Source organism: Pseudomonas sp. 2(2015) (assembly GCF_000955865.1).
In the GTDB taxonomy this organism is placed as follows: Bacteria; Pseudomonadota; Gammaproteobacteria; order Pseudomonadales; family Pseudomonadaceae; genus Aquipseudomonas.
In genome coordinates this window covers 100,300-115,065 of sequence record NZ_JYOF01000010.1, presented here as the reverse complement: position 1 = coordinate 115,065, position 14,766 = coordinate 100,300, and the positions used below count along the sequence as shown (strand labels likewise).

General features: G+C 64.0%; 11 protein-coding genes. 9 read left to right on the top strand and 2 right to left on the bottom strand.

The annotated features are described in order from the left end of the window. Positions 1–5: 5 nt before the first annotated feature. The gene (locus UB48_RS14330; protein WP_045198130.1) at positions 6–899 is read right to left on the bottom strand and encodes a helix-turn-helix transcriptional regulator; all 894 of its coding nucleotides are present in this window, start codon (positions 897–899) and stop codon (positions 6–8) included. 221 nt (positions 900–1,120) lie between these two features. On the opposite strand from UB48_RS14330, the gene UB48_RS14325 reads away from it, so the two are divergent. The 8 genes from UB48_RS14325 (at position 1,121) to UB48_RS14290 (ending at position 10,876) form a co-directional block, all read left to right on the top strand. After that, entirely contained in the window at positions 1,121–2,788 is a 1,668-nt protein-coding gene (locus UB48_RS14325; protein ID WP_045198128.1) for a (2,3-dihydroxybenzoyl)adenylate synthase, read from the top strand. Beyond that, positions 2,788–3,576 (top strand): thioesterase II family protein, encoded by a 789-nt coding sequence (locus tag UB48_RS14320; RefSeq protein WP_045198126.1) that lies wholly within the window; start codon positions 2,788–2,790, stop codon positions 3,574–3,576. The genes UB48_RS14325 and UB48_RS14320 overlap by 1 nt, the downstream gene beginning before the upstream one ends. Beyond that, entirely contained in the window at positions 3,576–3,881 is a 306-nt protein-coding gene (locus UB48_RS14315) for an isochorismate lyase (RefSeq protein ID WP_045198124.1), read from the top strand. The genes UB48_RS14320 and UB48_RS14315 overlap by 1 nt, the downstream gene beginning before the upstream one ends. Further along, positions 3,878–5,275: an isochorismate synthase gene (locus UB48_RS14310; RefSeq protein ID WP_045198122.1), complete on the top strand. Its 1,398-nt coding sequence runs from the start codon at positions 3,878–3,880 to the stop codon at positions 5,273–5,275. Before UB48_RS14315 ends, UB48_RS14310 begins: the two co-directional genes overlap by 4 nt. Positions 5,276–5,753: 478 nt before the next feature. After that, positions 5,754–6,029, top strand: coding sequence for a hypothetical protein (locus UB48_RS14305; protein ID WP_045198120.1), 276 nt, complete (start codon positions 5,754–5,756; stop codon positions 6,027–6,029). 200 nt (positions 6,030–6,229) lie between these two features. Beyond that, positions 6,230–8,272, top strand: coding sequence for a TonB-dependent siderophore receptor (locus UB48_RS14300; RefSeq protein ID WP_045198118.1), 2,043 nt, complete (start codon positions 6,230–6,232; stop codon positions 8,270–8,272). Continuing rightward, complete coding sequence (locus UB48_RS14295; protein ID WP_052676519.1) at positions 8,259–9,560, top strand: ABC transporter substrate-binding protein; 1,302 nt, start codon at positions 8,259–8,261, stop codon at positions 9,558–9,560. Before UB48_RS14300 ends, UB48_RS14295 begins: the two co-directional genes overlap by 14 nt. 14 nt (positions 9,561–9,574) lie before the next feature. Further along, positions 9,575–10,876, top strand: coding sequence for a di-heme oxidoredictase family protein (locus UB48_RS14290; RefSeq protein ID WP_156160204.1), 1,302 nt, complete (start codon positions 9,575–9,577; stop codon positions 10,874–10,876). A 201-nt stretch (positions 10,877–11,077) separates the two neighbouring features. Here the strand turns inward: UB48_RS14290 and UB48_RS14285 are convergent, their stop codons facing one another. After that, on the bottom strand, positions 11,078–13,342 hold the full coding sequence (locus tag UB48_RS14285; RefSeq protein ID WP_045198114.1) for a P-loop NTPase fold protein: 2,265 nt from the start codon (positions 13,340–13,342) through the stop codon (positions 11,078–11,080). 178 nt (positions 13,343–13,520) lie between these two features. Here UB48_RS14285 and mexE point away from each other — a divergent pair, with 178 nt between their 5' ends. Next, complete coding sequence (gene mexE, locus UB48_RS14280) at positions 13,521–14,762, top strand: multidrug efflux RND transporter periplasmic adaptor subunit MexE (protein ID WP_045198112.1); 1,242 nt, start codon at positions 13,521–13,523, stop codon at positions 14,760–14,762. The last annotated feature ends 4 nt before the right edge of the window (positions 14,763–14,766 follow it).

Below are 14,766 nucleotides of genomic sequence, written 5' to 3'. Positions count from 1 at the left end.
GCGCGTCAGCGGATCTCGCTGGGCGATACGCCGTAGCGTTTGCGAAAGGCAATGGAAAAATGCGCCGGGCTGTAGCCCACGCCATAGGCGACGGTCGAAACGTTGCTCTCTTCATCACTGAGCATGCGGTGCGCTTCGCTCAGGCGATGCTCGTGCAGGTAGCCGAACACACTGGTGCCAAACACCTTGCGAAAGCCTGCGGTGAGCTTGCGCGGGCTCATGCCGACATGGGCGGCCAGGGCATTGAGGCTCGGCGGCTCGAGCAGCGAGCGCACCAGCAGGTCACGGGCGGCGTGCACGCGCTCGACATCCGAGGCGGTGATGCGCAGTTTCTGCTCTGGCTGGGCGCGTTCATCCAGTAAAAACTGGGCACTGAGCGCGGTCAGCTCGAGGGCCTTGCCACCCAGGTACAGCGAGCGGCTCGGGCCCTGCATCGGGCAGGTGGCGATCTGCGTGGCCAGGGCCTGCATTGCCCGCGGCGCCGGGCGCACCATCATGTAGGGGTCGCCGCCCCTGGCCGCCAGCAGCTTGCGCGGGGCCATGCCCAGGTGGCGGTCGAGCGACTCCAGGTCGAGCTGGACGATGGTGTAGCGCAGCGGCGTCGAGGTGCCGTAGATCTGCGACGAGGTGAACTCGCCGTCATTGACGATGGTGCACAGGCTCGGGCCACGGATCGATTGCTCGGCGTGCCCGGGGATCCGGCAGGACAACTCGCCGCTCTGCACCAGGATCAGCTTCAGACCGCGCTCCAGCGGGTCTTCGACCCAGGCCTCGCTCTCGGACCAGAGGGTGCCGGTAACCAGGGTCATGTGCGGTTCCAGGTAGACCGTGCCGGGCTGGTTGCCCTTGGGTTCGGCCTGCTTCTCTGGGTGAGTGGGGGCGATGATCGTAATAGTCATTGGGTTTTCCCTTTTCCTGAGGCCATTACGTGGGGCCTGACCTGAAATAACGGGAGGTTTGTAAACCCTCAACCTCCCTGTTTGAAGCCACTGCGTATTTCATCTAATGAAAAAGTCGCGGCACCGAAAGCCTTGGCGTTGAGAAGCGCTCGGCGAAGGATAATGATAATAGATCTCATTAAGCCATTTGTAGCCAATTATTTCTACAAATAGGAGATTTCATGTCCTTGAACACTTCGACGCCCCTGCCAGATGCCGTAGGCGACGCTCCCGACTGGCCGCCGGCCTTTGCCCAGCGCTACCGCCAGGCCGGCTACTGGCAGGCGCAGACCTTTGCCCAGGCCCTCGACACCGCCGCGGCCCGCAACCCGGCTGCGATCGCCATCAGCGACGGCGCCCTGCATTTGAGCTACGCCAGCCTGGCAGAACGCTGCCAGCGCCTGGCCGGCGGCTTGCGTGCCCTTGGCCTCAACGCCGGTGACAACGTGGTGGTGCACCTGCCCAATGGCAGCGCCTTTGTCGAAGTGTGCTTTGCCCTGTTTCGCCTCGGCGCGCGGCCGATCCTGGCCCTGCCCGCTCATCGTCAGCACGAGATCGGCGGCTTCTGCAGCTTCGCCCAGGCCACGGCCTACATCGGCTGCGATCAGCTCGAAGGTTTCGACTGCCGGCAGATGGCGCGCCAGTTGCGCACTGCCAACCCGCACCTGCGGCATGTGCTGATCGACGGTGACGCCGAAGAGTTCATTGCCCTCAGCACGCTGTACGGCGGCGAAGCAATGGAGCAGGACGCCGGCGATCCCGAGGCGGTGGCCTGCTTCCAGTTGTCGGGGGGGACCACCGGCACGCCCAAGCTGATTCCGCGCCGGCACGCCGAATATCTCTACAACGTGCGCGCCAGCAGCGCGGTCTGCGGGCTCGACGCGCAGACCGTGTACCTTGCCGCGCTGCCCATGGCGCACAACTTCACCCTCTGCTGCCCCGGGGTGATCGGCACCTTGCTCGCCGGTGGCCGGGTGGTGTGCAGCCGCCGCCCCGATCCGGACACCTGCTTCGCCCTGATCAGCGCCGAGCGGGTCACCGTCACCGCCCTGGTGCCGCCGCTGGCCATGCTCTGGCTCGACGCCCAGGCCCAGCGCCAGGCCGATCTGTCGAGCTTGCGACTGCTCCAGGTCGGCGGCGCGAAGCTGCTCAGCACTGCTGCGGCGCGGGTCAAACCGGTGCTCGGCTGCACCTTGCAACAAGTGCTGGGCATGGCCGAGGGGCTGCTCTGCTACACCCGCCTGGACGATCGCGAGGAATTGCTTCTGCACACCCAGGGCCGGCCACTGTGCGCCGATGACGAGCTGCGCATCGTCGACGAACAGGGCCAGCCTGTACCCGACGGTGTAGTCGGCGAGCTGCAAGTGCGCGGCCCCTACACCATTCGCGGCTACTACCGGCTGCCCGAACACAACGCCAAGGCCTTCACTGCTGATGGTTTCTATTGCAGCGGCGACCGCGTGCGGCGCACCGCCGAGGGTTACCTGGTGGTCGAGGGGCGGGACAAGGACCAGATCAACCGCGGCGGCGAAAAGGTCGCCGCCGAAGAAGTGGAAAACCTGCTGATCAACCATCCCCAGGTGCATGACGCGGCGCTGGTGGCGATGCCCGACGCGGTGCTGGGCGAGTCCACCTGCGCCTTTATCGTCGCCCGCGATCCGGCGCCCTCGGCGTTTGGCCTCAAGCAGCACCTGCGCAGCCAGGGCCTGGCCGCGTTCAAGGTGCCAGACCGCATCGAGTTCGTGGCGCAGTTCCCGCAGACCGGGGTCGGCAAGGTCAGCCGCAAGGACCTGCGCGCAACCCTGCGCCAGGCCTGGCTCGATGCCAACTGTGGGAGCGTCGCCTCGTGATGGCCGGGCTGTTGTCCCAGGGCGAGCGCTGGGTGCGCCCCTATCGATTGACGCCGATGCCGCGCTGGCGCCTGGTGTGCTTTGCCCATGCTGGCGGCAGTGCGAGTTTTTTCCGCGACTGGGCCAGCGCCCTGCCCGCCGATATCGACCTGTTGGCCATCCAGTACCCGGGCCGTGAAGACCGCTTCGGCGAAGCCTGCCTGAGCGACATGCCCAGCCTGGCCGAGGCCGCGAGCGTTGCGCTGCGTGGCTATGCCGACCGGCCGCTGGCGCTGTTCGGCCACAGCCTCGGCGCGGTGGTCGCCTATGAAGTGGCGGTGCGCCTGGCGCAGCAGACAATCGCCGTCGAGCAGTTGTTCGTCTCCGCCCACCCGGCGCCGCAGTGCCAGCGTGGCGGGCAGTTGCACAGCGGCCCCGACCAAGCGTTGCTCGACGATGTGCGGCGGCTGTCGAGCCGGCCCAACCCGCTGCTCGAAGATCCGGCCCTGTGCCAGATGTTCCTGCCCAGCCTGCGCCATGACTACCAGATCGTCGAAACCTACAGCCGCGCCGCGCCGCAGCCGCTCAACAGCCGCATCACCGTGTTCTACCCCGAGCAGGACCCGGAGATCGACCTTGACGAAGCCCTGGCCTGGCAAGCCGCCAGCCTCCAGCCACTGCACCTGCAGCGCTGGCAGGGCGAGCACTTCTACCTCATCGAGCAGCGCCAGGCGCTGCTCGATGCCCTGGCGGCCAGCCTGCTCGGCCGTCGCCCGCTGACATCACCTGCCCTTGAGGAAGCCCTCTGATGAAATCCCCAGACGCTTGTGAAGGCCTGCCGGACATCCGGATCGCCATCGATTCACTGGACCACCAGATCATCGAACTCATGCGCCAACGCATGGCTTACGTCAAAGCCGCCGCCCGCTTCAAACCGACCGAAAACAGCATCGCCGCGCCCGAGCGCGTCGCCCAGATGCTCCCGCAACGGCGCCAGTGGGCCGAGGACGCCGGGCTCGATGCACACTTTGTCGAAACCCTGTTTGCCCAGATCATTCATTGGTACATCGCCCAGCAAGTCGTGCACTGGCGCAGCATGAGGGTGCCCGCATGAAAGCCCTGACCCGACTGGAAGAGCACCTCGGCGAGCTGACCCAGGTGTTCGAGCAGGCCCGCCAGCGCGCGGTGCTGCAAGCTGAGCCGGTGCTGGCCAGTTACGCCCTGGCGATCGATGCGGTGGACCTGCTGGAGCTGTTTTGCCGGGTCGACCAGCCCTGCGCCGAGGCCGTGTTCTGGCGCGCCGCCGATGGCGGCAGGAGCCTGTTCGGCTGGGGCGTGGCTGCAGAGCTGTGCGGTGCTGGCGAGCAGCGTTTCGCCAGCGTTGACCAGCAGTGGCAGCACTGGCTGCGCAGCGCGGTGATCCACGGCCCGCAGCCGCCGCTGCTGTGCGGGGGGTTTCGCTTCGACCACCAGGTCCAGGCCAGCAGCGCCTGGCAGGGGTTTGGCGACGCCTCGATGCGACTGATGACCTTGCTGCTGATACGCGACGCCGACGCCTGCTGGCTGCTGTGCCAGCAGTTGGTCGGCCCTGCGGACACTGCCCAAAGCCGCTGCGAGCAGGTGCTCAATGAGTGGCACGGGCTGATGGATCGCTACCTGTCGGCGCCGGTTGTCACGCCGCCCGCGCAGCACCGCCGCGACCAGAGCCTGCCGCGCGCCTGCTGGGAGAGCAAAATCGCCCAGGCCCTGGACGCGCTGCGCGATACCTCGATGAAAAAGGTGGTGCTGGCGCGCGAAGTGCTCAGCGAGTTTTCCCGGGCCGTCAGCCCGGGACGCACCCTGGCGCGCCTGGCCAGCAACGATCCGGCGGCCTACCTGTTCGCCTTTCGCCGCCAGCAAAGCTGCTTTATCGGCGCCTCGCCGGAACGCCTGGTCAAGCTCGACGGCGGCCGCCTGCAGACCCTGGCGCTGGCCGGCACCAGCCGCCGCGACCCCGACCCGCAACAAGACGCGCAACTGGCACAGGCGCTGCTGGACTGCGAGAAAAACCGCCACGAACATGCACTGGTGGTGCAGATCATCGAAAGCGGCCTGGCGCCGTGGGCAAGCCAGTTGCAGGTACCGGCGACCCCGTCGGTGCAACGCCTGAGTCGGGTCCAGCACCTGAGTACAGTGATCGAAGGTCGCCTGCGCCCGCAAACAAGCCTGCTGCAAGTGGTCGAAGCCCTGCACCCGACACCCGCCGTGGGCGGCCACGAGCGCCAGCAGGCCATGGCGCATATTCGCCACTGCGAAGGTTTTGACCGCGGCTGGTACGCCGCGCCCCTGGGCTGGCTGGACGCGCGGGGCAACGGCGAATTCATCGTCGGCCTGCGCTCGGCGCTGTTGAACGGCGAGCAGGCCCGTCTGTTCGCCGGTTGCGGCATCGTGCCCTGCTCGGACCCGGCCAGTGAATACGAGGAGACCTGCATCAAGCTTGCGGGGATGCAGTTGGCGTTGCAGGCGTGAATGGGGTAATGATGGGCTTATCCATTCGACGTGGCGCTAAGCTCTGCCGATATCCAATTTCGTAGATACGCCAGCACAGGCACCGCCCGTAACTTCGCGACTTCAGGAGGCCGAGCGTAGGTGCCTGTAGGGGCAGTGCGCAGCACCTTCGGCGTCAGCCGAAGACGCGAGACGTAGACTTGGCGTAGCAAGTCGTAGGCCGCGATGCCCCGGAAGGCGCCGTAGCGAGGGGACCCGAAGCGCAGCGTAGGGCCGTATGCTGGAGCGAGCGGTTTTGCCTACCTTTTCCCAAGAGAAAAGTAGGCCGCCGTAAAGGCGGAAGGGGCCAGCAGCAGCGCCACAGCGAATGGATAAGCTCGCTGCCCCAACTTACAGACCCAAGGACCAATTTCCACCGTTTGCACTAAGAACCTATAATTAGCTAGACCGGTAGCCAACCCGGGCACAGCCCCCTTCGGCGATCCGGACTGCCTCTGACATGAACACTACCCTCTTCACCACCTGCCTGCTCGCCCTGTGCCTGGCACTCACGGCCGGTTGCTCGAGCAAACCCAAGGCCAAATACCTGGCCGCCAATGCCGGTTCCAACTGCCACGCCAAAGCCGTGCCCACAGCCGGCGAAGGTGGCCTGGCGTGGGGCCCGACCTTGCAGATCGCCCGGCAGAAATCGATGAACAACTGCATCCGCTACGCCGGGCGCTCCGGCGGCCTGCCCAGGACCTGCAAGGTGGTGCTGGCCGAGTGCAAACGCTGATCCGCATGTAAGCCATACGCTATATAAATTCTTATATAGCGTTGTCAATTTGCTCGCCTGGCTCTAGTATCTGCGGCGTTCTGCCGTTGCGCGTACCCGCTTGATCGATGCGATCAGACGGCTCCGGGGAGGGAGCTGTCGGTCGTTTTGCGCCACGCGCTATATAAAATAATATATAACGATACCGACCAAGGAGCGTCATGACCCCGTTCGCCCCCCGTACCCTGCTGCTCGCCCTGGCCGCCATCAGCGCCGAGGCTGCCGTGGCCGAGCAGAAGAAAACCTTCAGCCTCGGTGAAATCCAGATTTGGGCCCCGCAGGATGAGGCGCTCGCCACCGGCAGCAGCGTCGTCGAGCTCGAAGACATGCGCCTGCATGACCGCGAGACCGTCGACCGCGCCCTGGCCCTGGCGCCTGGGGTCAACCTCGCCTACATGGGCGGGCGCGCCGAGCAGGTGGTGTACGTGCGCGGTTTTGACCGCCTGCAGGTGCCGGTGTATATCGACGGCATTCCCACCTATGTGCCCTATGACGGCAACATCGACCTGGGACGTTTCACCACCTACGACCTGTCGCGCATCGAAGTGGCCAAGGGTTTCGCCTCGCTGCTGTACGGCCCCAATACCCTGGGCGGGGCGATCAACCTGATCACCCGGCGGCCCACCGAAACCTTCGAAGGTGAAGTCGGTGGCGGCCTGGAACTGACCGACCACGGCAACGTCAACGCCTATCGCAGCTACGCCAACCTGGGTTCCAACCAGGGCAACTGGTGGATGCAGGGTGGCGTATCGTATGTCGACTATGACTACACGATGCTGCCCGACGACTTCGAGCCAACCAACAACCAGCAAGGCAAGGGCCGCCGGGAAAACAGCAACAAGCGCGACGGCAAGTTCAGCTTCAAGCTCGGCTTCACCCCCAACGACACCGACGAATACGTGCTCGGTTATGTCCAGCAGGAAGGTCGCAAAGGCCAGCCGCCCTACGCCGGCGACCTGCCCGCCAGCGGCCAGCGCAAGCGCTGGTGGGAGTGGCCGCAGTGGGACAAGACCAGCCTGTTCCTGGCCACCAATACACGCTTCGGCGAGCACGGCCTGAAAACCCGGGTGTACCGCGACACCTTCAAGAACTCACTGGAAAGCTTTGTCTATAACAACGGTATCCATGGCGCGATGCAGCCGGGGTTCCCGAGCAAATACGATGATGAGTCCACCGGTTTCTCGGTCGAGGGCGACCTGGCCCTGAGCACCGGCAACCGCCTGGGCATCGCTTATCACTTCAAGGAAGATGTGCACCGCTCGCGCGATGGCAGCGACCCGCAAACCCACTTTCGCGACCAGACCCAGTCCATCGCCCTGGAAGATACCCTGCGCCTGAACGACATCTTCAGCGTGGTCGGCGGGGTGTCGTACAACTACCGCAAGAGCCTTGAGGCCGAGAACTTCGGCACCAGCGCCGCCTCGCCCCGGGTCAAGACCCTGTATGACGAGCCGACCGGCAGCGACGATGCGGTCAACAGCCAGTTGGGCCTGTTCATCAACACAGGCCCCTTGCTGGACATCGACCACAACGGCCAGGTGCGCCTGACCGTGGCGCGCAAGAGCCGCTTTGCAACCATCAAGGACCGCTACTCGACCCGCTTTGGCACGGTGATCCCCAGCCCCGATCTGAAGTCCGAACGCGCCACCCACTACGAGCTGGGCTACAGCGGCGCGATCAGCCGCCAATGGACCCTCGACACGGCGCTGTTCGTCAGCAACATCGAAGATTCCATCCAGCAGGTCACCGTCGCCCCGGTCGCCGGTTGCGCAGCGCCCTGCGGCCAATACCAGAACATCGCCAAGGCGCGTAACCAGGGTGTCGAACTGGGCCTGCGCGGCGATCTGGGCAACTGGGAATTCAACACCAGCTACACCTACCTCGATCGTGAAAACCGCAGCAATCCCGAGCTGCGCCCGATCGATACACCGCGCCACAACCTGTTCGCCTCGGCCAACCTGAACCTCGACGCCTGGCGCCACACCGCCAGCGTCGAAGCCGCTTCGCGGCGTTACAACATGTCCGATGGCAGCCAGATGAGCGGCGGCTATGCGCTGTACAACCTCAAAAGCGGCTATCGCTTGAGCAATGACGTGCGCATCGAAGCGGGCATCCGCAACCTGTTCGATCGCCTTTATGAATACAGCGAGGGGTACCCGGAAATTGGCCGCAGCTACTTCGTACAGTTCAATGTGCCGCTCTAAGGCCTGGCTGCTGGCGCTGCTGCTGGGCGCAGCCAGTGTCCAGGCGGGCGCGCCGCAGCCGGTGGTGGTGCTGACCAGCTACCCCGAGGAGATGATGACGCGCTTCGAAGAGGCCTTCGAGCGCGCCAACCCTGATTATCGCCTGCAGATCCTCTGGCGCCAGGGCTTCGATGCCCTGCCCTATCTGCGCCAGGCCGACCAGGGCGGGGTCGATGTCTACTGGGCGCCGTCGCCGGGCAACTTCAAGCGGCTGGCCCAGGACGCCGGCTGGCAGCCGCTAGGGGTCGAGCTGGACGGTTTGCCGCCGCGCATTGGCGGCATCGCCCTGCGCGATCGCGCGGCGCGCTACCAGGCCACGGAGCTTGCCGGTTACGGCTTTGCCATTAACCCGGAAGAACTGGCCAAGCTGAACATGCCTGCCCCGCAAGACTGGCCGGACCTGCTCGATTCCCGCCTGCGCGGGCGCGTCGCCTTGCCCGACCCTGCGCACGTCGGCTTTGCCCCAGTGCTGCTGGATATCGTTTTGCAGGCCTACGGCTGGGATCAAGGCTGGGCGCTGTGGAGCGAGCTCGCCGGGCAATCGCGGCTGGTCAGCCGCGGTGGCACCCTGGTCAGTGACGAGGTCGCCAGCGGGCGTTCGGCAGTGGGTGTGTCGATCGACTTTTTCGTGGCTTCGGCGGTGAGTAACGGCGAAGCGGTCGAGTTTGTCTACCCGGCCCACGGCGGGCTCAACCCGGCGCATATCGCCATCCCTCGCCAGGCCAGGCAGGTCGAGGGAGCGCGGGCCTTCGTGCGCTTCGTGTTGTCGCCTGAAGGGCAACGCCTGCTGGCCGACCCGGACATTCGCAAGTTGCCGGTGCGCCCCAGCATTTATGCCGACTTGCCGGCGGGCTATCACGACCCCTTCGCCGCCGCCCGCCAGGGCGCCTATGCCTACACCGACGACAGCTCGCGCGAACGCCTGGCGCTGATCACCTCGCTGTTCGAGCAATGGCTCGGCCAACCCCATGAACGCCTCGCCGTGTTGTGGGCGCGGGTGCATGCCGGTGAAGCCCAGGGCCGCGACCTGACCGCGGTGCGCGAGTTTCTCAGCGTGCCGCCTATCGACGAAGAGCAAGCGGCGTCCGCGCCGTTGCTGGCACTGTTTGCCCAGCGCCAGGACCATGGCATGCAGCGCCAGCCGGCGAGCGACCAGGATGCCCTCGGCCGCGAGGAAATCGCCTGGCAGTTCCATAGCGCCCGGCAACAGGCGCAAGCCGAGCGCCTGCTGTCGGCCATGGGCCTGTGAAGCGCGGTATCTGCTTGCTGCTCGCCACGCTGCTGAGCACGCCCGCCAGCGCCGCCGTCAGCCGTGAAGCCTTCGCCCAGCCCTTGCCGGGGCTGGACGATGCGCAGCAGCTGGAGCGTTTCTTTCACGGCCGCAGCCTGTTCCGCCAGGCCTGGGTGGTGGCGCCTTCGCGGGACGAAGCGGTCGATGGCCTGGGGCCGCTGTACAACCGCATCAGTTGCATTGCCTGCCACCCCAAGAATGGTCGCGGGCAGGCACCTGCCAGTGAACAGCAACCGCTGCGCACGATGCTGGTGCGCCTGTCGCTACCCGGGCACGATGCCCACGGCGGGCCGCTGCCACATCCGGTCTATGGTGATCAGCTCAGCGAATCGGCTGTTCCCGGCGTGGCCGCTGAAGGTCGGGCGCAAGTGCGCTGGCAAGAGCAGTGGGTCACCCTGACCGATGGCGAACGCATCGGCCTGCGTTCGCCGCGCCTGAGCTTCAGCGAACTGGCCTACGGCCCGTTGGGTAACGTGCGCACCTCGATGCGGGTCGGCTCGCCGGTATTCGGCCTGGGCCTGCTCGAAGCCATCGAGGCCAGCACCCTGCAGGCACTGGCCGACGCGCCCAAGCCCGATGGCGTCAAGGGCCGCGTCAACCAGGTATGGAGCGTCGAACGCCAGCGCCTTGAGCCCGGGCGCTTTGGCCTCAAGGCCAACCAGCCGGACCTGCGTCAGCAGATTGCCGGTGCCATGCACGGTGATCTGGGGATTACTTCGCCGCTGTATTCCGAACAGAACTGCACGCCGTTGCAAACGGCCTGTCGCCAGGCCGCCAGCGGCGGCGAACCGGAGCTCGATGCTGTGCAACTGGGCGACCTGCACTTCTACCTGGCCCACCTGGCGCCACCGCCGCGCCGCGACCGGAGCAAACCCGAGGTGCAACGTGGCGAGCAGTTGTTCAGCCAGGCTGGCTGCGCCCAATGCCACCGTCCGCACCTGAGCACGGGCCAGCATCCGCTCTACCCGCTGTTGCCTGCGCGGCAGATCGAGCCTTACAGCGACCTGTTGTTGCATGACATGGGCCCGGGCCTGGCCGATGGCCGTGACGATTACCTGGCCACCGGCCACGAGTGGCGTACCCCGCCGCTGTGGGGCCTGGGCTTGCTCGAACGGATCAACCTCGGCGCCGGCTACCTGCATGATGGCCGGGCGCGTACGCTTGAGGAGGCGGTGTTGTGGCATGGTGGGGAGGCGGCAGTGGCGCGGGAGCGCTTTGCAGGCTATTCGCGGCAGGAGCGCCAGGAGTTACTGGAATTCCTGCGTTCACTGTAGAGGTGCAGTGCCCTTGAGAGCCCTCGCCTCACCCGGAGAAAATTAAGCCGGTCTCGGCCCCGACACAGGTGTTCATAACATTGGGCATCAACACACTGATGGAAAGAAAATTTCTCAGGCTCATCGGTTCAGGTTTGATTCTACCGTTTCCATTCCCATATCCTGCGCGCCATGCTGGGCATGGCCCGATTATTATTGCTGCTAATTTTCGACCCTGCTCATCCGCGTACGCTCATGCCATTGCGATAGCCATTCAGGTACCGGGATGAGCGCGCTATCAAGATAAGAGGACAGGTACTTGTGGTTATCCATCAACCTCACCGGGTCTTTATAATCCTGAGCGGTCAAGAGCAAGGTACGCCAAGCCGTCGCAGCGATGTCCTGCATTTGCCGTACCTGCTGCGCAGTGTAGGTTTCCATTTTCTGGGTGGGCATGATGCGACTTGCCAACATAACCAGATAATCAACTACGTTCTCCGTGAAATCAGCCCGCGCCGTAACCGCCGATGGCACGTCCTCGAACAGTTGGCACAGCCGGCGGCATCCCGCCGGAGTGTAGAGTGGTGAATCCTCAGAGGTTAACCGCCAGTACAACGAACCGTGTGGATTGCCTGACTGCACCTGCGCACGGGCCACTCCCCTGGCTTGGATAAACGCCTGCAGGGTGCTGTCGATTACCTCAGAATCTAATGACCGCGCCAGTTTATCGATGAACTGAAGTTGGCGCTGGCTCGTCCTTTTTTCCAGCGAATGCCGATAGAGCATCTCCTGCATCCACTCGAACAGCTCGATCTTGTTACGACACCCCTCCAGCGCACGTTCGAGCAACTGCTCTTCGCGTTGCACAAAGTCCAGAGGCGCCGATGCTGACATGAAGGACGTTCTGCTCAACAACGTATTACCCCATAGGCGCGTGAAGGCATCGAGGCTCTGGCAACTTTCCTGGATCGCCGGATCACTCATGCGCCAGCTGGTTTCAAGTAACGAAAGCTGCTTATGAGCCGCATCGGTAAAGGACCGACGCAACCCTTCACTGTGCTGATCGACCATTTTGCGTGAAGCATCCCCGTAGTCAGCCAGAACCTTTTCGAGAAATTCACGGGCCACATCACCTGGCCGCTTGAAGGCAATGTCAACGCACTGTCTGATAAATGCAGACACCTGCTCGGCCTCTTCTTGTGCGTTCCATCGCCGAAGAAAGTCCTGATATTCCTTGTCAGTGAAAACGGGCTCGCTGATCAGCAACTTTGCCTGTTTTGCCAGCAACGTTGCGGGCACGCGCTCACACAGCAAGAGGAACTCTTGAACCTTGCGCTGCAATGCCTCGAAACCCACCTCGTCTGCCTTGATGGATTCAGCTGCAAAACTGTCTTTTTTTGCTTTCAAGCCACTCTCTGCAGATTGCAAAGCCCTCGCAAGTGCACGTTCGGTTGCCGGCGCTTCATGGCGCAAGATGGTTTGTAAAACAATGACTTCCCAGCGTAGCTCGTGGCTGGCGTGCCTTCCTGCCACCTCCCGGTACAAACAGAGTTCCCGGACAATCGCTTTCGCCAACCGCGGGTTACCCGGCATACAGTCAACGACCCTGGCAAAGGCCGGCCTGGGTATGAACGACGCCAAGTTCTGCTCATACAATGACCAGGCCAGGCTGGCTGCCTGCTCGGCCTCTGGTTCCGGCAAATGGAAGCGAATATCAATGATTTTTTCCAGAAACCGCTGGGCATCAGGGCCGAAGGCTTGCGAATGATCCTTGAGCGCTTTGCTGACAACCTCCAGGTCAAACGCCAGGACAAAGACGAACCTTGGCCAGTCCAGCAGCTCTTTCAAGCTCATCAGTACGCTGGGGATCAATTTGGGGTCGATGCGGTCGAGGTCGTCGATAAATACCAGCACCTGAACCGAATGCAGTTCAGCCTGCAAAGCACGCAAATCCTCGGCACCTGGTTGCAGACATTTTGGTAGCCTGGCGAGCAACTTGTGCACTCCCCCGACTGCGGCCGTTGTGACCTCTGCGCCAGGCAGGAGCTTCACCCCCGCGTCGATAACGACCTTCACGACATCGGCCATACCGCCCAGTTTCGCAGCGGCGTCTTTGGCCCATCGGGCCAGCCTGGGTACTTTGATCCGCTGTTTACCCAGCTGGCCAAGCAATGCCTGGTAAAAACTGCCGATCCCGCCTTGCTCGGTGGCATTCCACGCTGAAAATCGCACAATTACCCATTGCCTATCTGCCTGACAGCGTCGGCGATTCTCTTGCCCAGCCTGGCGCTCAATGAAATTCAGCACGCTGGTCTTGCCACTACCCCACCTGCCGCACAAAGCAATTCGTGTCGACCATGCGGGTGTTGCGCTGGCGGCGCGCAGTACCGATCGGGCGATGCTCCAGCGATCGAGCAAATCGTCTTCGCGCCGTTGCGCGGCTCTGTCGTGGCCTTCAACTGCACCTTGTACTTCACGCGTTGGCATTGCTACTCCTATCCCTGCATGGCCTCTAGCCATCAATCGCCAGGAGCATACCCCCGAAACGCTGCCCTTACACTCCTCATATCATTCCCAATGATAATAACCTTCGCCCCATTCGATTCGTCGTTGATAGTTTCAAATCGCAGAATCCGCCCACTATCAATAAATTGGCGGACTCCCCATGGAACAGTCACTCAAACCTTTGCGTTACCCCCTTGCTCTATTGGCTGTATTGGTGATGAGTGCCTGCGGTCGCACCCCGGAGGCCGTGCAGGCGCCGACGGCGGCCAAGGTCAGCGTGGCCAAGGTGCTGGAACAACCAATCAACGAATGGGACGAGTTCACCGGCCGCCTGGAGGCGCCGGAAACCGTCGAGGTGCGTCCGCGCGTCTCCGGGCAGATCGACCAGGTGGCCTTCACCGAAGGCGCCCAGGTGAAAAAAGGCGATCTGCTGTTCCAGATCGACCCGCGTCCGTTCCAGGCTGAGGTCCGCCGCCTCGAAGCCCAACTGCAACAAGCCCGCGCCACCGCCATCCGCAGCGAAAACGAAGCCCAGCGCGGCGAGCGCCTGCGCAGCAGCAACGCGATTTCCGCCGAGCTTGCCGAGTCGCGCACCAGTGCCGCTGCCGAAGCCCGCGCCGGCGTTGCCGCGATCCAGGCGCAACTGGACCTGGCGCGCCTGAACTTAAGCTTCACCCGCGTCACCGCGCCGATCAGCGGCCGGGTCAGCCGCGCGCAGTTCACCGCCGGTAACATCGTCACGGCTGACGTCACGCCGCTGACCAGCGTGGTCTCTACCGACAAGGTCTACGCCTACTTCGACGCCGACGAGCGCGTGTACCTCAAGTACACCCAGCTGGCGCGCGACGGCCAACGCGGCCAGAGCACCCCGGTGTACCTGGGCCTGTCCAACGAAAACGGCAACCCGCACCTGGGCCAGATGAACTTCGTCGACAACCAGGTCAACCCCAAGACCGGCACCATCCGTGGCCGCGCGGTGTTCGACAACCGCGACGGGCAGTTCACCCCGGGCCTGTACGCACGCCTGAAACTGGTCGGCAGCGCCACCTACTCGGCGGTGCTGATCAACGACGAAGCGGTCGGTACCGACCTTGGCAAGAAGTTCGTGCTGGTCATGGACAAGGACAACAAGGCCGCCTACCGCGCCGTCGAGCTGGGGCCGAAACTCGAAGGCCTGCGCATCGTGCGCAACGGCCTGAGCAAGGATGACCGCATTGTCGTCAAGGGCCTGCAACGGGTACGCCCGGGCTCGCCAGTCGACCCGCAGGACACGCCAATGGCCAGTGACGCGACCATCGCCGCCCTCGCCCAACAACGTCAGGCGCTCGAAGCCAGTATCCAGGGCAAAACAGTGGCCACCCCCAGCGTAAAACTCGCCAGTGCCTCGGCACCGCGCGGTTAAGGGA